Source organism: Pseudomonas sp. ArH3a (genome assembly GCF_022648765.1).
GTDB lineage: Bacteria > Pseudomonadota > Gammaproteobacteria > Pseudomonadales > Pseudomonadaceae > Aquipseudomonas.
The window spans coordinates 3,081,824-3,098,101 of record NZ_CP080330.1; the positions used below are offsets into that span (position 1 = coordinate 3,081,824).

20 protein-coding genes, 1 tRNA gene and 1 pseudogene are annotated in these 16,278 nt (G+C 58.4%); 13 read left to right on the plus strand and 9 right to left on the minus strand.

What is annotated here, in order from left to right:
* Positions 1-155: 155 nt before the first annotated feature.
* From K0P33_RS14050 to K0P33_RS14075, 6 genes and pseudogenes are all read left to right on the plus strand, one after another.
* Positions 156-389, plus strand: a pseudogene (locus K0P33_RS14050) (TonB-dependent receptor); the annotation flags it as partial.
* 261 nt (positions 390-650) lie between these two features.
* Entirely contained in the window at positions 651-980 is a 330-nt protein-coding gene (locus K0P33_RS14055; protein WP_242155777.1) for a hypothetical protein, read from the plus strand.
* Between the two features lie 103 nt (positions 981-1,083).
* Positions 1,084-1,779, plus strand: a complete 696-nt coding sequence (locus K0P33_RS14060) for a fumarylacetoacetate hydrolase family protein (RefSeq protein WP_242155778.1) — start codon at positions 1,084-1,086, stop codon at positions 1,777-1,779.
* Positions 1,780-1,815: 36 nt separating this feature from the next.
* Positions 1,816-2,724, plus strand: coding sequence for an AraC family transcriptional regulator (locus K0P33_RS14065; RefSeq protein WP_242155779.1), 909 nt, complete (start codon positions 1,816-1,818; stop codon positions 2,722-2,724).
* A 77-nt stretch (positions 2,725-2,801) separates the two neighbouring features.
* The gene (locus K0P33_RS14070) at positions 2,802-3,248 is read left to right on the plus strand and encodes a GNAT family N-acetyltransferase (RefSeq protein ID WP_094953551.1); all 447 of its coding nucleotides are present in this window, start codon (positions 2,802-2,804) and stop codon (positions 3,246-3,248) included.
* 4 nt (positions 3,249-3,252) lie between these two features.
* The gene (locus K0P33_RS14075; protein ID WP_242155781.1) at positions 3,253-3,513 is read left to right on the plus strand and encodes a hypothetical protein; all 261 of its coding nucleotides are present in this window, start codon (positions 3,253-3,255) and stop codon (positions 3,511-3,513) included.
* Between the two features lie 265 nt (positions 3,514-3,778).
* Here K0P33_RS14075 and K0P33_RS14080 read toward each other — a convergent pair whose 3' ends face one another.
* Positions 3,779-4,723, minus strand: a complete 945-nt coding sequence (locus K0P33_RS14080; RefSeq protein WP_242155783.1) for a sensor domain-containing diguanylate cyclase — start codon at positions 4,721-4,723, stop codon at positions 3,779-3,781.
* A 245-nt stretch (positions 4,724-4,968) separates the two neighbouring features.
* On the opposite strand from K0P33_RS14080, the gene K0P33_RS14085 reads away from it, so the two are divergent.
* Positions 4,969-5,217, plus strand: coding sequence for a DUF1652 domain-containing protein (locus K0P33_RS14085; RefSeq protein WP_094953548.1), 249 nt, complete (start codon positions 4,969-4,971; stop codon positions 5,215-5,217).
* Here the strand turns inward: K0P33_RS14085 and K0P33_RS14090 are convergent.
* The 3 genes from K0P33_RS14090 to K0P33_RS14100 form a co-directional block, all read right to left on the minus strand.
* The gene (locus tag K0P33_RS14090; protein WP_242155785.1) at positions 5,214-5,354 is read right to left on the minus strand and encodes a hypothetical protein; all 141 of its coding nucleotides are present in this window, start codon (positions 5,352-5,354) and stop codon (positions 5,214-5,216) included. The genes K0P33_RS14085 and K0P33_RS14090 overlap by 4 nt on opposite strands.
* Before the next feature lie 380 nt (positions 5,355-5,734).
* Entirely contained in the window at positions 5,735-6,067 is a 333-nt protein-coding gene (locus tag K0P33_RS14095; protein ID WP_242155786.1) for a DUF3077 domain-containing protein, read from the minus strand.
* A 321-nt stretch (positions 6,068-6,388) separates the two neighbouring features.
* Positions 6,389-6,751, minus strand: coding sequence for an NUDIX domain-containing protein (locus tag K0P33_RS14100; RefSeq protein ID WP_242155787.1), 363 nt, complete (start codon positions 6,749-6,751; stop codon positions 6,389-6,391).
* Between the two features lie 126 nt (positions 6,752-6,877).
* On the opposite strand from K0P33_RS14100, the gene K0P33_RS14105 reads away from it, so the two are divergent.
* The gene (locus K0P33_RS14105) at positions 6,878-7,858 is read left to right on the plus strand and encodes a Gfo/Idh/MocA family oxidoreductase (protein WP_094953546.1); all 981 of its coding nucleotides are present in this window, start codon (positions 6,878-6,880) and stop codon (positions 7,856-7,858) included.
* An 89-nt stretch (positions 7,859-7,947) separates the two neighbouring features.
* Positions 7,948-8,589: a ribonuclease T2 gene (locus K0P33_RS14110; RefSeq protein WP_094953545.1), complete on the plus strand. Its 642-nt coding sequence runs from the start codon at positions 7,948-7,950 to the stop codon at positions 8,587-8,589.
* Positions 8,590-9,035: 446 nt separating this feature from the next.
* On the opposite strand, the gene K0P33_RS14115 is transcribed toward K0P33_RS14110, so the two are convergent.
* Positions 9,036-9,383, minus strand: coding sequence for a hypothetical protein (locus K0P33_RS14115; protein WP_242155788.1), 348 nt, complete (start codon positions 9,381-9,383; stop codon positions 9,036-9,038).
* Between the two features lie 91 nt (positions 9,384-9,474).
* Between K0P33_RS14115 and K0P33_RS14120 the strand changes: the two genes are divergently transcribed.
* Together K0P33_RS14120 and glsB are read left to right on the plus strand one after the other, a co-directional pair.
* A complete protein-coding gene (locus tag K0P33_RS14120; RefSeq protein ID WP_242155789.1) occupies positions 9,475-9,819 on the plus strand; it encodes a hypothetical protein in 345 nt (114 codons plus the stop codon).
* A gap of 54 nt (positions 9,820-9,873) precedes the next feature.
* Complete coding sequence (glsB, locus tag K0P33_RS14125; protein ID WP_094952688.1) at positions 9,874-10,782, plus strand: glutaminase B; 909 nt, start codon at positions 9,874-9,876, stop codon at positions 10,780-10,782.
* A 44-nt stretch (positions 10,783-10,826) separates the two neighbouring features.
* Here glsB and K0P33_RS14130 read toward each other — a convergent pair whose 3' ends face one another.
* The 4 genes from K0P33_RS14130 to mddA all read right to left on the minus strand — a co-directional run bounded on the left by K0P33_RS14130 (position 10,827) and on the right by mddA (position 13,421).
* Complete coding sequence (locus tag K0P33_RS14130; protein ID WP_242156042.1) at positions 10,827-11,330, minus strand: signal peptidase II; 504 nt, start codon at positions 11,328-11,330, stop codon at positions 10,827-10,829.
* A gap of 197 nt (positions 11,331-11,527) precedes the next feature.
* The gene (locus tag K0P33_RS14135) at positions 11,528-11,863 is read right to left on the minus strand and encodes a hypothetical protein (RefSeq protein WP_242155790.1); all 336 of its coding nucleotides are present in this window, start codon (positions 11,861-11,863) and stop codon (positions 11,528-11,530) included.
* 510 nt (positions 11,864-12,373) lie between these two features.
* The gene (locus K0P33_RS14140) at positions 12,374-12,640 is read right to left on the minus strand and encodes a hypothetical protein (protein WP_094952692.1); all 267 of its coding nucleotides are present in this window, start codon (positions 12,638-12,640) and stop codon (positions 12,374-12,376) included.
* Positions 12,633-13,421, minus strand: a complete 789-nt coding sequence (mddA, locus tag K0P33_RS14145; RefSeq protein ID WP_242155791.1) for a methanethiol S-methyltransferase — start codon at positions 13,419-13,421, stop codon at positions 12,633-12,635. Before mddA ends, K0P33_RS14140 begins: the two co-directional genes overlap by 8 nt.
* Positions 13,422-13,749: 328 nt before the next feature.
* On the opposite strand from mddA, the gene K0P33_RS14150 reads away from it, so the two are divergent.
* Both K0P33_RS14150 and K0P33_RS14155 read left to right on the plus strand, forming a co-directional pair.
* A tRNA-Lys gene (locus tag K0P33_RS14150) sits at positions 13,750-13,824 on the plus strand.
* Between the two features lie 51 nt (positions 13,825-13,875).
* Entirely contained in the window at positions 13,876-16,152 is a 2,277-nt protein-coding gene (locus K0P33_RS14155) for a hypothetical protein (RefSeq protein ID WP_242155792.1), read from the plus strand.
* Positions 16,153-16,278: the final 126 nt, after the last annotated feature.

Genomic DNA, 16,278 nt, shown 5'->3' on the forward strand with positions numbered 1-16,278 from the left:
CGGCTGGGAAAATCAGAAAGGGACGACTTTAAGCGGGTAAAAACCGCGAAGAACTAGCCAGGAGACTTACACAAAAAAGCGATCCAACTGATTGCGCAAAAACGCGGCAAATAAAAAAACACGCTCATCCGTGCCCGATTTGCGCCCATGGCCGCTCCGGTGCCAAGAGCAAGTCGTCCCTGGATAGCAAGGCGTTTACCGGCCGCGTCGGCGTGGTCTATCTGTTCGATAACGGTTTGGCGCCGTATGCCAGCTACGCAGAGTCGTTCAACCCGCAATCGCGTGGCTTTGAACTGGAAGGTAAGGCCAGCCTCAACGATAACCTGGACATCACCGCGGCCTACGGCTACCTGGATAATCGCGCCAGCAAGTCCAACAGCACCGTGCAGGCGAGTGCGACTTATCAGTGGTAACTGGATGAGCAAGCTTTTTTGTGGCGAGCGAGCTTGCTCGCGCTGGGGCGCGAAGCGGCCCCTCATCAGGACACTCGTATACACCCGACAGACTGAGGTGTCAGGTGTTGGGGCCGCTTCGCAGCCCCGCGCGAGCAAGCTCGTTCGGCTCAGCCGATAAGGCAATTTAATGGCCCCTTTGTAACAAAATCCTCGCCAGAATCGCTTTTATTTTCAGGTGGTTAGGTGGGAATGCAAATGCGCACTGTTGGTATCATGCTGATCGCCTGCTCCATGGCAGGCGGTGCAGCTGCCGTGCAGGCACGGGAGCTGCGCGAGGGTGACAAGTACATGTGCAGTTGGGGCGCGGGCACCGCCGCCAGGGCCCAGGAACTCAAGCTGTCGGGCGTGTCGCTGTATGCCGCGCGGCAGAAGATCCAGACCATCAAGTTCAGCAAATCCTGGATGCGCATGATGGCCATGGGCATCACCGAGCAGACCTATGACAGCCGTTCACGGCTCAAGCCCGAGGCGATTCGCCAGAGTTTTTATCAGGATTGCCTGCGTTATAAGGTGGCGCGTAAATAACCCATTACCTGCACCGGCCAGTGCAAAATCTGCGTAAGCCTGTCCAACTTCGCCCTGGCGCCGCTCGCCATACTGGCGCCAGGTAAACCACGAGGCACAGGCCATGACTGATTACGTATTCACCCCCGAGCAGCTTCCATCCCTGGCGATCCAAGGCAGCGCGGCGCGTTTCCCGCTGCGCCGGGTGTTTTGCGTGGGCCGTAACTACAGCGAACATGCCCGCGAGATGGGGCATGACCCGGATCGCGAGCCGCCGTTCTTCTTTATGAAACCGGCCGATGCGGTAGTGCCTGCCGAAGGCGTGATCGCGTATCCGCCGCTGACCGCCGACCTGCACCATGAGGTGGAACTGGTGGTGGCCATTGGCAAGGGCGGGGTGGATATCAGTCCTGAAGACGCCTTTTCCCACATCTTGGGCTACGGTGTCGGCATCGATCTGACTCGCCGCGACCTGCAAGCCCAGGCGAAAAAGCTTTCGCGCCCGTGGGAATGGGCCAAAGCCTTTGATGAGTCGGCGCCCAGCACGGCCTTGCAGCCGGTGAGTGTGGTAGGGCACCCGGCCAGCGGCAAAATCTGGCTGAAGGTCAATGGTGAACAACGCCAAGTCGGCGACCTGGCTGATCAGATCTGGTCCGTCAGCGAAGTCATCAGCCACGCCTCCAAATCCGTGGCGCTCAAGGCCGGCGACCTGATCTTCACGGGCACACCCGCAGGCGTCGGTGCATTGCAACCGGGGGATGTGGTCACGGCCGGTATCGACGGCATCGGCGAGCTGAGCTTCACCCTCGGCCAAGGTTGAGGCTAAAGTGGTGCCCAGGCCACCCGAGAGACCGTTATGCCAGGCACCCGCGTCACCACCTATGGCATGGAGCAGCGCAGCGACCGCCCCGACTTCTATATCCGCGACAAGCGCGGGCGGGCGGCGCTGACCAGCCCGCATCGGCATGAATACTTCCAGATCCAGATCAACCTGGGCGGCGACACCGTGCAGCATATCGGCGGCGCGGTGCGGCCGTTTCCGCACAAGGCCCTGGCGTTTATCCTGCCCCATCGCCTGCACGTGATTCCCCATCCTGAAGACGGCGAGTTCATGCTGATCAACTTCAGCCAGGCGTTTTTCCTGCCGCAACTGACCTGCGACCCGCTGGACCTGGAAGACATCCCCATCGGCCAGGCGCCGGAGCTGTCACCGTTTCGCTTTCAGGAGCAGCTGGATTTCATCCTCGACGACGCCGCCTTCGACGAAGTGAACACCTGGCTCACGCATATGCGTGCCTTGGACGCCCATCGCACCTTCGGCGCGCGCGAGCGGTTAAAAGGCTACGTGTTCCAACTGATCGGCCTGGTCTGCGAGCAGTACGCCGAGCCCTTGCAAGCATTTGCCGCCAACAACGCCACTCGACGCGGGCGCAAGGATGCCTTGGCGCGCGTGCAGGGCTATATCCGCGAGCATCTGCACGAGCCGACCCTCAACCTGACGGATGCCGCCGCCGCTGCTTTCCTATCGCCCAACTACCTCACCCACCTGTTGCGCAAGGAGACCGGCAAACCGTTCTCCCACTGGGTACTTGATCGCCGCATGCAATTGGCGCGCACTTTGTTGCTCAACAGTGCGCAGATGATCGGAGTTATCGCCCAGCGCTGCGGGTTTACCGATGAAGCGTACTTTTCTCGTTGTTTCCGCAAGGCCCATGGCTTCGCGCCGGGGCAGTTTCGCCGTCAGCAAAAGGCGCAGCCCTTGTAGGCCGCGCGTTTTACAAATCCACCACAAACCTTATGTTTCTATGTGCATACAATTGCATCCTTCAACAGGAGGCCTGTATGCAAACGCTGATACGTGTGGCGACACTGGACGATATCGACACGCTCTTCGCTATCCGCACCTCGGTGGTGCAAAACCACCTGAGCCGCGAACAAATGAACGACTTGGGGATTACCCCACAGGTGGTGGCGGATAGCATCCGCGAAGCACCGTGCGTGTGGATCGCCGAAGTGGAAGGTCAGCCCGCCGCCTTTTCCATGGTCGACCTGGCCGCAGGCGAGGTGTTTGCGATGTTCGTACAGCCCGGCTTCGAAGGCCGTGGCCTGGGCCGCCGATTGATGGCGGTGGCGGAAGCAGCCTTGTTTGAACGCCACGACACGCTGTACCTGGTCACGGACGGGCGCGACGAAATCCGCGCTAACGGTTTTTACCAACGGCTGGGCTGGTCGAAGGTTGACCGCGTCGAGGGTGATGACGTTCGTTATGAGAAGAGCAGGGTGCCTTAATGCCATGAACCCATCACCAGCCCCTTCGTCCTACAGCTTTCGCTACTTTGCGATTGGGGTTGTGTGCGTCGCGGTGTTACTGGGCGGCTATTTCGTGCGGCTTAATGCCCAAGTCGACCGGGAACGGGCAGAGGTGGTCGAGCGTTTGGCCCTTTGCAGGCAAGTGGAACGAGTGGCCGGCGCGGCGGCGTCAAACAGCGCTGAACTTCGCGAGACGTGCCGTCAATTCAATGGGCAGTCCTCCAACAGCGTTACATCGCATTAGGTAATAACCATTTTTAATACAAGGAAATATAAGCGGTACTTGCACCAAAAAGTGGCACTTATAATCCCGTCTACCTTAAAAAATATGTGGTTATTGAATGACTTACGACGATTTTAATCCGACGAAAGGATTAAAATAATCTTGTTCCGGCTTTTCTCAATCGATACTATAGCCGGGCGTTCACCTCCCACGGTTTATGCATTTTTAAATCCCAAGTTTCCATCAGCTACTTGAGATTTTTTTTGCCCGAAATTTGACCTCGGCGTCAAACTTCACTGGCGGCAAACTCTGCCCGCATACGCCCATTACGTTTGGCCTGGTACAGCAACTTATCGACTGACTCGATAAACGCCAGCATATTACTGTTGGGCGTAACGATATGCGTACCGACCCCCAGGCTCAGGGTCAGCAGCTTGGAAACCGCCGAAAAACCATGCTTGATCTGCTGCTGGCAAATCAGATGCAAGCAACGCCGTGCCACCTGCCGCGCCGACGCCGCATCCGTCTCCGGCAGCAACCACACAAACTCCTCGCCGCCGATACGCGCAATGAAATCCCGTGGCCGGTTGGCCGCCAGCGACAAGGTGCGCGCCACCTGGCGCAAGGCTTCGTCGCCCTTGATATGGCCGTAGTGATCGTTGTACTGCTTGAAAAAATCGATATCGAGGATGATCAACGACAGCGGCAACTGGCTGCGCTGGGCGCTGGCCCATTCGCGCTCCAGCACGGTGTCGAACATGCGCCGGTTGGCGATGCCGGTGAGGCCGTCCTGGAAAGAATATTCCTCCAGTTGTTTCTGCAGGCGGATCAGGTGCTCTTCGGTCTTTTTGCGCTCGCTGATATCGAACATGAAGCCGATCAACGCTTCAACTTCATCGCCCTTGCGCACCACATGCACCACATCACGGATCCACACATAGTCGCCATTTACTGTCAGCGCGCGGTAGTCGGCCTCGTGATCCTCACCGGCGCGCGATTGCGACACGCAGAAATTCACCACGTATTCACGGTCGTCCGGGTGCATGCGTTCGACCCAGTCGTCCACGCTCACCCAGCTTTGCGGGGCCCAGCCCAGCAGCGCTTCGATCTGCGGGCCGATATAGCTGAAGGTCATGGTCTGCCAATCGATGCGCCAGGGGATGGCCTTGGTTGACTCCAGCAGCGTTTTGTACACGGCACTGTCGGGCGGGCTCGGTGGAGTCAGGCTCATGGCGGCGGCTCGGAATGATGGCAAAGAGCCAAGATCGTGTTTTGAACGACGCCGAGAGTCAAGCCTTCGGCATCGCAGCAGACGAGAGGTCGCGTGCTGGGTTTTTGGCGCCAGCACGCCAGCGTTTACACGGCAAAATGCGGCACATGTATCACTTTTGAATTAATTGTTCAGTGGCCGGCAAAAGCTTATCTATGCTGGATGCATCACACCTACAGGGTCGAACCCAGAGACGGGGTTTTGTCATGATTCCGATCACCGAACTCAACCGCATCATGGCCGCAGGCTTCCTGCCGCTGTCGTGTGATTGCAGCCTCAACAGCGACGGCTCGTTGCGCATCAGCGTGTTCGAGCCGGCGTCCGGGCGTGTCGACCTGTTGCTGACCCGGGTCTCGCCCCAAGGCCTGGACAGCGTGCGTTCCATCGCCAACCTGATTGGCGAACTGCGCACCGAGCTCAAGGCCGGGCGTCGTGGCTTTGCGGCATTCGGCTAGCTATTGACGGTGCTGGTTGGGGCAGTGATTGCGCCGTAGTAGCACCAGCAGCAATGCCGGTGTTCCGGCAGGATTACGCAGCCGCTGAGGCTGACGATCAACAGGGCGGCAACCAGCCTATAAAGGCGACGGGTCATGATATTTCCTCAGTGTGTGTACGGCGTTACTCCTTGAACGCCGCCACCTGTAAAAACCCGTCGCAATGCTTTCAAACATTTCATCAAGCGCCGCCATCCCCTGAGTAATACTCGTCTCAACCACCTGAGTGGTAGAAGCAGAAGCACAGCAACACACACTCTGTCTGATGTACTGGGATCCAACTGTGGGAGCGGGCTTGCTCGCGAATGCGGTGGTTCAGTTACAAATAAGCTGACTGACCCACTGCATTCGCGAGCAAGTCGAATCGGCGCACTGCTGCTCCCACAATTTTGACCGAGTTTAGCTGTCACCACTCAATGCTCTGCTTTTCTGTGGGAGCTGGCTTGCCTGCGATACAGGCGCCTCGGTCTACCTTACCTCAACCCGGTTCTACACACTCCACCGCTCGATCCACCAAAGCCCTCGCCATATCCACCAGATGCAGCACCGAAATCACCAGTGTTTGCGACGTCCCGTCCAATCGCTCGCCAGCCTCTTGCGCTGTGGCAGACGCACAGCACAACAAGCTGCTGGCATGCACCCAAGCACTTTCAAAACTGGTTTCAGGGTCAACGGTGAACAGCATCGGTTCTACCGTGTCGGGTGAGGGAGCAGGGGAGAGATAGTGATCCAGGGCGCGCTTATACGCGGCGTACTTTAGTGTTTGGTCACTGTCTCTGAACGGTTGATCCGCGTTTCCTGTGTTCATCATGAAGTACCTCTAGTCAGTTAAAAACGCTGCAAAAAAATGAAGCGTCGCGACTAGTCATTTACAGGCTGCTAAACCCGGTCACTGAATTGGCAGTGACGGGTGGAGACTAGCTAGCTGATTTGGGAGGCGCAAGCGGTTGGGGTTTTCTCGGAAACGTCCTGCGAGGGAAAGGGAAATATCGGCGATGACCCGATTAAACAGGCTGGACGAGCGAAGACGAAATCTTCAGCCGCTGCCGCGTTCGTCAAATCCTTTGTCGAACGGCAGAAAGCAAGTGAGGTAATGAAGCGAGGTTTGCTGAGCAGCGTGTAGAGCGCGCAATTACAGGCGACGTAGGAAGGATCTGATGATGTGCCGGGTGGCGTCGGTGGTGTCCAGTTCGTCCAGGGCGCCATAGGCGTGCCACCGGCAAGCGACGATCTCGTTGCGCGGCCGCGCGTCGGCAATGTTTACCACCGAGGCTTCGAACACGTGGTGCACGGTGTCGCGGGCCTTAAGTTCCTGCAAGTACAGCAAGCCGTCCACGTTTAACCCGGTTTCTTCTTCCAGCTCGCGCTCGGCTGCACCGACCGGGCGCTCATCACGCTCGACCTTGCCGCCGGGCAGTGCCCATTTTGATCTGGCCTTGCGCACGAAGAGGATATGCCCCTCGTGTTCGCAAATGACCGTGGCTCTTATTTTCATCGAGTGTGCCCCCGCGCGGGATGAGTGTCATAAAAGTGTAATGCAATTGTCATGCTAAGTGCTTATGGCGCACAGGGGTGGGGATGTGGATACTGACCGATTGATGAAAACGGACGAGGACAACAGATGACTACCGTACGTTGGGGCATGATCGGCTGTGGTGATGTAACTGAGTTGAAGAGTGGACCCGCTTTCTACAAAGCGCCAGGCTCGGCCCTGGTGGCGGTGATGGGGCGCCGTGAGGCGGCCGTGCGCGATTATGCGGCACGCCATGGCATTGCGCGTTTCTATACCGACGCCCAGGCACTGATTGACGACCCCGAAGTAGACGCGGTGTACATCGCCACACCGCCTGACAGCCACCTCGAATACAGCTTGATGGTGGCCGCGGCCGGCAAGCATTGCTGCGTCGAGAAACCCATGGCCCTCAACGCCGAGCAAAGCGCGTTGATGCAGCGCACCTTCGAGCGCGCCGGGCTGCACTTGTTTGTGTCCTACTACCGCCGCTCGTTGCCGCGTTTCCAGCAAGTACGTGACTGGCTGCGCGACGGGCGCATCGGTGAGTTGCGCCAAGTGATTTGGACGTTTACCAAGCCGCCAGCCGCCGCCGACACCAGCGCCGCCAACTGGCGCACTGACCCGACGATCGCCGGCGGTGGCTACTTTGCCGACCTGGCCAGCCACGGGTTTGACCTGTTGCAGTACCTGGCCGGCGATATCGTCGAAGTCACCGGGTTCACCGCGCGCCAGGCCGGGCTGTATGCGGCGGAAGATGCAGTGACGGCCTGCTGGACCTTCGGCTCAGGTGCGCTGGGCATGGGGTGCTGGAACTTCGTCGCGGACCGTCGCGAAGACCGCGTCGAGCTGATCGGCAGCCGTGGCCGCATCACCTTTGCGGTATTCGAAAACCAGCCGTTGCGCCTTGAGGGCGAGGTTAACGAAGTGCTCGAAGTGCCTCACCACGAACATATCCAGTGGCATCATGTGCTGGCGATGAACGCGCACATTCGTGGCGAAGCCGAGCATCCTTCGCTGGCGATCGAGGCGTTGAAGACCGATCGAATTCTGGACAAAGTATTGCAGCGCAATCCCAACCGTCCTGAGTAGATTTCCAACTCGTTGTGTTGCTTTGGCCACTATCGTTTATGGCCGCCGGTTTCAACAATAGCGGCTTACTTTTTTCAAGGATTAGAGGGATGAACTACAAAACAACATGGATGGCAATTTGCCTGGTGCTGGCCAGTATGGCGACGCAAGCGGCACCCCGGGAGCAGCGGCCGGCGGGGGATTTTGATTTTTATGTGCTGTCGTTGTCGTGGTCGCCGACCTTCTGCCTGACGCACCCCGGCAACGAACAGTGCACAGGCAAAGGCTATGGGTTTGTGCTGCATGGGTTATGGCCGCAATACGCCAAAGGCGGCTGGCCGGCGTCGTGTGATGCGCAATCGCGACTGTCGACAGAGGACTTGGCCAAAGGCGCGTTGATGTTTCCCACCCAGGCCTTGCTCAAGCATGAATGGACCAAGCACGGCACGTGCAGCGGGCTGGACGCTTCGGGTTACCTGGAGGCGACCGATAAGGCATTGGCGGCGGTGCAGATTCCGCAGCAATTGCAGCCATTCAACGTACCGAATTACCTGGAAGCTGGGGAAATCGCGGCGCTGTTCCGTAAGAGCAACCCGGCCATGGGCGACCATGGCATGGCGGTGATCTGCAAGGGCAAGGAGTTGTCTGAAGTGCGCGTGTGCCTGAGCAAGGAACTGCGCTTTGCCGGTTGCCCCAAGAGCGTGAAGAGCCAGTGCCGTGGCGGTGATATTCGCATCCCGGTGCAGCGCTGATCAGGTGCCTGAGTGCAGTGAAATGGCGGCTGGCGTGGCATTCGCCGCTCCGGCGCGGTCCGCCAGGTAACGCGCTTGCGTTTTCATAACCCGGTCCGCGGTCGCCTAACCATTAGCTGTCCAACTTTTGGGGCGCACTTCACTTTTGAAGTGCACTCGGTAAAAAATGTGGGAGCGGGCTTGCTCGCGAATGCGGCGTATCAGTCAACAGATTCATTGGCTGACTCACCGTATTCGCGAGCAAGCCCGCTCCCACATGGGTTAGGTGGCGCCCATTAGTCCACGCAAACCAACCGGCCCTCCGATGTGGCGCACCTCCAAGCTGCACCGCAGAAACCTTGTGGGAGCTGGCTTGCCTGCGATGGCGGTGGGTCAGCAACACTAATGCCAGCTGGCACGGCCTCATCGCAGGCAAGCCCGCTCCCACCTGCGTCAGGTGGCGCCCATCAGCCCACGCAAATCGCCCGGCCCAGCTTGCCTTTCTCCACCGTCGCCGAGCAGCCGAAGTGACTGTTGTCCACCTGGCACGTGCCCGCTACAGGGCCGTTACCCGATTGCGTGGTCACGCTGGTCTGGCACTCACCCTCACACTGGCTCGAATCAGTGCAGGCCTTGCCCGCGTCCTTGTATGGCGTGATGCACTTCCAGCTCTGCAACTTGCCGACCTGCCTCATCGTGCCACCGCCCGCCAGGCAGGTGGACGCGGCGGCGTCCTGTGCCGGTGCAGCGGTGGGCGAGTGGGTGGAGCAGGCCGATACCAACAGCAGGGCGGCCAAGCCAATCATCAATTTCATGCAAAAATCCTCATGGAGTCAGCGCAGTAGTGCAGTGTACGGGCGATTGGACTACTTTGATTGGCGAGCGATCCCTACCTGGAACTGACCCATGCACACCTTATGGAAACGCTATTTAGCTTTGCTGGAAAACGACCTGAGCACGCAGATTTTCGACAACGTAAAAAACCTGCTGGTGTGCGCGCTGCTGTTTGCGGCGGGGACCAATACCTTGCTCGGGCAACGTGAACTGTTTATCGGCGTGTTCGCCTCCAGCGTGGCGGGCTGGGGCCTGATTATTTTGTCCGCCGTGTTGATGGTGTTGAACATCAGCGACGGCATTCGCCGGCTGGCCAAGCTGCGGTATCACCTGGCGCTGCAACTGTTGCTGATCCTGGTTTACCTGGTGATTGCCGAGCGGGTGGTGGAGATAGTCTGGGGCTTTCGGGCGCATTGAAGTATCCTCCGCGCCCCGCTATCACTGATTCAAAGAAACATGACCGGACAAGACATGCAGGCGCTGCTCGAGTCGATCCTCGACGAAGTTCGTCCACTGATCGGCCAGGGCAAAGTCGCCGACTACATCCCCGCGCTGGCCGACGTGCCCGCCAACCAACTCGGCATCGCCGTGTACGGCAACGATGGCTCGGCCTATTGCGCCGGGGATGCCGATACCCTGTTTTCGGTGCAGAGCATTTCCAAGGTGTTCAGCCTGGTGCAGGCCATCGACCACGGTGGCGAAACCATCTGGGAACGCCTGGGCCACGAGCCGTCGGGGCAACCGTTCAACTCCATGGTGCAGCTGGAGTTCGAGCGCGGCCGCCCGCGCAACCCCTTCATCAATGCTGGCGCGCTGGTGATTTGCGACATCAACCAATCGCGCTTCGCCGTGCCGATCCTGTCGATGCGCGACTTCGTACGGCGCCTGTCTGGTAACCCGCACATTCTGGTCAACAGCGTCGTCGCCGACTCCGAAGCCCAACACGGTGCGCGCAACGCGGCCATGGCGTACCTGATGAAGTCCTTCGGCAATTTTCATAATGACGTGGATGCGGTACTGCACAGCTACTTCAACTACTGCGCGCTGCAGATGAGCTGCCTGGACTTGGCCCGCGCCTTCAGCTTCCTCGCCAACGAGGGCGTAAGCGCCCACAGCGGCGAACAGATCCTGACCGCGCGCCAGACCAAGCAAGTCAACTCGATCATGGCCACCAGCGGGCTGTATGACGAGGCGGGCAACTTTGCTTATCGCGTGGGCTTGCCGGGCAAGAGCGGGGTAGGCGGCGGGATTGTCGCGGTGGTGCCGGGGCAGTTTACGGTGTGCGTGTGGTCGCCGGAGTTGAACGCAGCGGGGAATTCGCTGGCGGGGATGAAGGCGTTGGAGTTGTTGAGTGAGCGGATTGGGTGGTCGGTGTTTTGAGGGGCTGGGGATTGACGGCGGGGGCCGTAGATCCCCATGGATACCTAAGCTTTATGCGGTTTCACGAACAGATCGAACATCAAGAACAACGCCCCAGCAGTAATCGCAATATCGGCAATATTGAACACGCCGGTATGCGTTGGCCCGACGTTCAGCACCATGTAGTCAACCACATGACCGTCCCGAAATACGCGGTCGATCAAGTTGGCAATACCGCCCAAGGCAATCGCATAAAGCGGCAAGACCTTACGCAGCGGCTGGTTCCAATTGGAAAGCGACCACCACGTAGCCCACGCGACCACGATGGCCACGCCTGCGATAAAGATCAGCTGTTTAACCTGCGGCGGCAAAGCGGCGCCCAGGCTGAGGAATGCGCCGGGGTTAAGGCTCAGCTCCAGCGCCAGGTTGATTGGGTTGGGGCCGATTTTAAAACTGCTGGCTTGCAGTGAAACCAGGGCCAGTAGCTTTACCAACTGGTCGACGGCAATAAAGGCGATGCCGGCGAGGAGGGCGAAGGTGCGGCCTCGCAGTCGGGGTGACGTGCTCAAGCGGTAACTTCCTGTTTCGGGCTTTCGATAGAGCGCCAGAAGATAGCTCAGGCGCTTTATCTCGTCCATCTCAGGCCACCGAGTGATCGTGCCCACGCTCTGCGTGGGCATGCATCCTGTGACGCTGCGCGTCACGTTGTTATGCATCGATGAAAGCGTCCGGGGCGGCATTCCCTAGCTGCGCAGGGGGACGATCTTTATGCGGCTGGGTGGGCTATGTTCAAGGCCTTGTCTACCAGCAACTGCACGCCTTCCAGCATCCTGCAAATGCCCAGCGCGACATTGCGTTGCGAACCCTCGATTTCAAAGGCCATATGGTTGGCGATTTCGCAGACGGACGCCAGGTCCTGGGAAGCATTGACCAGCAAGGTTTCGGTGCCCAGGTCGGCGCGCACGGTGAAGATACCTTCGCTGGGTTCGGGAATGGGTTTGCCGGGGTTGAGGTAGTGGCTGATCGCGCGGTAGGCCACTTCGTGCAGGGTGCTGGTGTCGAAGTCTTGCTGGCCTGGGGGATTTGGGCTGTCTTTAATCATGGTCAAGCTCCTTTATAAATGGAACTGCCACAATTCGCGGTCAAACGAAATAGGGTGGCAGCTATACGCGGGTTGACCGACCGGCCAAAAGAGCAACACCGGCATACCCGAAGGTATCCCGCGCACAGCTGCCGCGACACGATACATCAGGCGTAAAAAAAACGCCCAAGATCGGTGTTAGCGCATTTGCTCTTTTGGAGTCGGACGGTCAAATCCGGTCGCTGAATCGGCAGCGACGTCGAAGAGGTTAGTCAGCGCACTTCCGAGCGACAACCTGAAACCACTGTGGGAAATGTCCGAGAGCCCCCGGCGTCGAGCGCTCTGCAACCGCGTAAGCTGCACCGACTCAAGGAAGATGCCGACCATGCCCAAACCGCCTAATCATGTCGTCCAAACCGCAGCAAAGTAGCGTGTTTTACCTTCGAGCCGCATATCCGTGAGCGCGCAGGCCGCTGGGGTTACAAGCACGAAAGCATCTATTTTTTTGATGGCGAGGGTGACGCCTGCGAGCTATGAGCCAGGCGCAAACCACTGTACCCAGCCCGCCAATAACAGCAAGAGTACCCCGACGCACAGCAGCGCGGCGTACGCCGGCCGTACGCGGCGGATGCGGTCTTGCAGTGCGCCGATGGCGCAGAGTGCGATGAGCAGCGCGAACACCCAGCTGGGCAGGTGGGCGGTGATGCCTAAACGGTTTCGTGCTCGTGGCGTGTGGGCTGCCTCTTCTGATGAACTCTCGGACGGCTTCTTTGCTGGGCTGGGCTTGTGCTTACTCATGCTCTTTTCTCTGTGCCGCGACGCTGCTCTTCGGCAGGGGCAATACCATGCTGACTTCTTGCTGGTAGCGCCGGTACCGTTCACCAAACAGCACCACCAAGTCTTTTTCTTCAAAGTAGGCGCCGATAAAGATATAGATCGTCATGCCCACCGCAAATAGCAGATGGCCCGCCGTCATATGTGGCGTGGCCCAGAAGGCGATCAGAAACCCCAGGTACAGCGGATGGCGCACGACCTTGTAGAACCATGGCGTTCTGAACACCGGCGCTTGTTGTGGCGTGTTGCGCCAGCGGTCGATGGCTTGCTTGAGTCCGAACAGTTCGAAGTGACTGATCAGCAAGGTTGCCAACGCCACAAGGCCCCAGCCCAGCCAGAACAGCACGGTCAACAATGCTGTGGCCCAGGTGGGCTCCACCTGCCACACCGTGAGCGTGAGCGGTTGCCACAGCCAGAACATCAACGTGAGCATCAGGCTGCTCAGCAATACATACGTTGAGCGTTCAGCCGCTGCGGGGACGAATGCTGCCAACCAGTGCTTGAAGCTTTTACGCGCCATTACGGTGTGCTGGACGCTGAACAGAATGATCAGCAAGCAGTTGACCGTGGCTGCCAGTGGCCAATCGACAAGAGGGCCGGAGTCGAGGTGTTTGGGCACGACTACGCCGCCTACAAACCCTATCAAATAGAGAATGGTGCATAGGAAGATCAGGTAGCAGCCGGTGCTGTAGACCAGCCCGGCGGCGCGTGCCGCAAGGCTGTTTGGATCTTTTTTCCGGTTCATGGACGAGTCCTTTCGCTCATGCTGAATGGGTAAGCCAATCGATGATTGACCTCTGGACCGGCTAAGCTAGCGCAGTTTGTGGATTAAGTAACCTGTGAGAATTGACAGTTCTTTAGACTGTTTTGGTCTTCAACTTATCCAGCAGGCTGTGTTGCGCCACGGCGCCGATTTATAACCGCTGCACTCCATGCAACAACGAAACCTGGAGTCATTCAGAGATGGCTTCGAGGGTGCAGGTAGGAAGAATGCGCATTTTTTTGAGTTAAATCTTAATGAAGCTCGTGGCCCTTCACATTTTTCAGGCGTTGCTCGACAATGCGCCCTCTGTTCCGGAGTAGTTCAGCGGTAGAACACTCGGCTCTTAACCGGGTGGGCGCTGGTTCGAATCCAGCCTCCGGACCCATCACATACACAGCAATCTGGGCAGACCTCCAGATCACACAGAGTGACTAGCATGGACGCAGGTTATGCAGTTTTCCAACTGTCGAAAGCGCTGCTCGCGCACGATGTGGATTGCGGTCCAGTCGCTCGCTTTAACGCCCGCAGACGTATCTCACGCTGGCAGCAGGTCATTGGGAACCTGCTGCAAGGCTCCGTCGAGTATGGCTCGCGCACACCGATTGCTGAGATTCCAGCCTGGGTTACGCTAGAGGTCGTTACGGGCGGTTTTGCTACCGGCAATCTGTTGGCAGGTGGCGAACTGACGGACTATGAGCGTGAACTGGCCGCCTCTATTCCAGGTATTCGTCCAGGCTTTGAACGGCTCGATATCAATGCCTGGCATCTCACGGATGACGGCCTTGAGGCGCTGCACTCACGTTTAGCCCGTTGTGATTATGCGGTCGATGTGCCGGAAGAGGCCGCGTTACTGACAGTAGCTTGGCTAGTCGGGCAGCAGCGCACCGAGCAGGCTCGGGCGCTGATAGACGTGATTGGGCCGTTCTTTGACCGACTGCGTTTCTTCCCATCGATCTCTACGCAGTTGCCGATCTCTGCCGCGCAGGTTCATATTGTGGACGCTGGCGATATCAAGCAGTTGCTTTCAAACTTGCCTTCCCAGGCTCAGATCGTTGTGCAGAAACACACGATAGAAACGCGTTTACCGCTTTATGATTCAGCTGTTTCGCATTTCCTCCTGACCTATGAGGCTGGCTGGCCGTGCCGTAATTACCCGAGTGGGTGGCGCGAGCAGGCGGCCGAGTTAGAGCTGGATTTTAAGCGGCTCGGTATCGACAGGCGCTCTTCGGATCGCGTGGAGGAACTGTTTTCTTTACTTGGGCAATGCGCCCGCGACGCGCAATCACTCACCGGGCGTCAAGTCGGTCGCATACGGCAAATCGTCGATGATTTTGTGCGTAAGCATGGCGATCCGGGTTCAGCCTCTCACCGTGCGTTGCGTGCGAATCAACTTAGTCAGGTGGCGGGGCCAGAGCATCACCTCATCGCTCGTATTGTGGCGAATCGGCTCTCAACGTATCCCGCGCAAGGTGGTCTCTCGGATTTTGCTGATTTGGCAGCACCGATCACTGCTGAGGAGGCATCGGCGTTTGGGCAAGGCGAGGGCGTTGCCATTCCACCAGCGATCCAGCGCCGTCTTCAGCGATGCCGGAGTGGGACGATCAGCGAATTGATCGAGCATGGGCTGATTACTTCAGGTGATACCGTCGCGCGGGTGCTGCCCGCGATGACAGCGCAACTGAGTAGCTCAGGGTTGCGCGATGAAGCGCTGAGAGGGGTATACGCCTCTACCTATCGCGCGTTCCGTCGACGGCGTTCGTTATTACTGCTGAACCTTCAGCGTCAGGTTGGCCTCAGTGAGTTGCCTTGGGTTGCCGTCATTGAAGGCGACCGCCAGGCCGGTGCTGTGGTGGCGGGATCTGCCAAGCAGGCGCTGGTTGAGTCATCGGCGTTGACGCTTTCTGCTTTCCCATACGCCATTCTGCCTAACAAGCTTCTCCAGGAGTTTTCAGCACTGGCGGACACTGCGGAACTGGACTTGCCCTTTGTGGAAGAGGTCGCAGCAGATATCTTCATGGGTAAGTTTTCCGATAAGTTTGCCGATGCCGCCAGGCGAGCAGGCCGGGTGTTAGCAGGCTCCCTTTACGCACGCTATTACGACATTGATACCGATGAGCTGGCGAGCCTTGTTACCCGAGGTCGGCGACGTGCGCGAGTGGCAAGCGATGCTTTCGCGACGTTGTGCGCAAAGCGTGCAGGGGCCGAGTTGGGTACGTGGCACCCGGCGACCAACGGCACCATTCTTGAGCAGCAGCAGATTTTAACCACGCAAAACCTCGCGTTACTGTTTGAAGAACTTGGGTTGAAGGTTTTGCTGCGGCCGAGACTAGGCCGCATGGTGCAGGCGTGTTTTGAGTGGATCTGCAAACGGCAGCAGATGCGGATTGAGCACTATCATGCTCGGTTGATAATGCTCAAAAATACGGCCTATGCCTGGCGCCAGATGGTGTTCTATCTGGCTATGCTTGATGAGCATGAGTGCAGAGATGCCCTGGCGTCAGTCGAGGCTTGTTTCGCCGCGCAGCCAGTGGCTTTTCGAGAAACATTCCTGCCGCTGATGAGCGGCTTGCGCAAGGCTTGCGCCGGCGAAGTGTTGCCTCAACACGCGCCAACTGAGGACGGCGCGAGAGTCTTTCTGGGGTGGACCACCACGCGGCATTGGTTACTGCCGCCGCAGGACGTCGCTTCAAGCCGGGCGGTTGAGCAGCAGTGACGCAAGAGATCCAAATGTGGGAGCTGCGGTGCGACGATTCGACATTTAGATCCTCAGTGTGCTGACGAATCTCTCTGTGCCCAAACAAAAAATGCGCCCCTGAGGGCGCATTTTTTTGTTCAGTCA

What these genes read in the sequence shown, in the direction of transcription:
- K0P33_RS14055 (WP_242155777.1), top strand. Translation starts at nt 651, where the DNA reads ATGCGCACTGTTGGTATCATGCTGATCGCCTGCTCCATGGCAGGCGGT.
- K0P33_RS14060 (WP_242155778.1), top strand. Translation starts at nt 1,084, where the DNA reads ATGACTGATTACGTATTCACCCCCGAGCAGCTTCCATCCCTGGCGATC.
- K0P33_RS14065 (WP_242155779.1), top strand. Translation starts at nt 1,816, where the DNA reads ATGCCAGGCACCCGCGTCACCACCTATGGCATGGAGCAGCGCAGCGAC.
- K0P33_RS14070 (WP_094953551.1), top strand. Translation starts at nt 2,802, where the DNA reads ATGCAAACGCTGATACGTGTGGCGACACTGGACGATATCGACACGCTC.
- K0P33_RS14075 (WP_242155781.1), top strand. Translation starts at nt 3,253, where the DNA reads ATGAACCCATCACCAGCCCCTTCGTCCTACAGCTTTCGCTACTTTGCG.
- K0P33_RS14080 (WP_242155783.1), bottom strand. Translation starts at nt 4,723, where the DNA reads ATGAGCCTGACTCCACCGAGCCCGCCCGACAGTGCCGTGTACAAAACG.
- K0P33_RS14085 (WP_094953548.1), top strand. Translation starts at nt 4,969, where the DNA reads ATGATTCCGATCACCGAACTCAACCGCATCATGGCCGCAGGCTTCCTG.
- K0P33_RS14090 (WP_242155785.1), bottom strand. Translation starts at nt 5,354, where the DNA reads ATGACCCGTCGCCTTTATAGGCTGGTTGCCGCCCTGTTGATCGTCAGC.
- K0P33_RS14095 (WP_242155786.1), bottom strand. Translation starts at nt 6,067, where the DNA reads ATGATGAACACAGGAAACGCGGATCAACCGTTCAGAGACAGTGACCAA.
- K0P33_RS14100 (WP_242155787.1), bottom strand. Translation starts at nt 6,751, where the DNA reads ATGAAAATAAGAGCCACGGTCATTTGCGAACACGAGGGGCATATCCTC.
- K0P33_RS14105 (WP_094953546.1), top strand. Translation starts at nt 6,878, where the DNA reads ATGACTACCGTACGTTGGGGCATGATCGGCTGTGGTGATGTAACTGAG.
- K0P33_RS14110 (WP_094953545.1), top strand. Translation starts at nt 7,948, where the DNA reads ATGAACTACAAAACAACATGGATGGCAATTTGCCTGGTGCTGGCCAGT.
- K0P33_RS14115 (WP_242155788.1), bottom strand. Translation starts at nt 9,383, where the DNA reads ATGAAATTGATGATTGGCTTGGCCGCCCTGCTGTTGGTATCGGCCTGC.
- K0P33_RS14120 (WP_242155789.1), top strand. Translation starts at nt 9,475, where the DNA reads ATGCACACCTTATGGAAACGCTATTTAGCTTTGCTGGAAAACGACCTG.
- glsB (WP_094952688.1), top strand. Translation starts at nt 9,874, where the DNA reads ATGCAGGCGCTGCTCGAGTCGATCCTCGACGAAGTTCGTCCACTGATC.
- K0P33_RS14135 (WP_242155790.1), bottom strand. Translation starts at nt 11,863, where the DNA reads ATGATTAAAGACAGCCCAAATCCCCCAGGCCAGCAAGACTTCGACACC.
- K0P33_RS14140 (WP_094952692.1), bottom strand. Translation starts at nt 12,640, where the DNA reads ATGAGTAAGCACAAGCCCAGCCCAGCAAAGAAGCCGTCCGAGAGTTCA.
- mddA (WP_242155791.1), bottom strand. Translation starts at nt 13,421, where the DNA reads ATGAACCGGAAAAAAGATCCAAACAGCCTTGCGGCACGCGCCGCCGGG.
- K0P33_RS14155 (WP_242155792.1), top strand. Translation starts at nt 13,876, where the DNA reads ATGGACGCAGGTTATGCAGTTTTCCAACTGTCGAAAGCGCTGCTCGCG.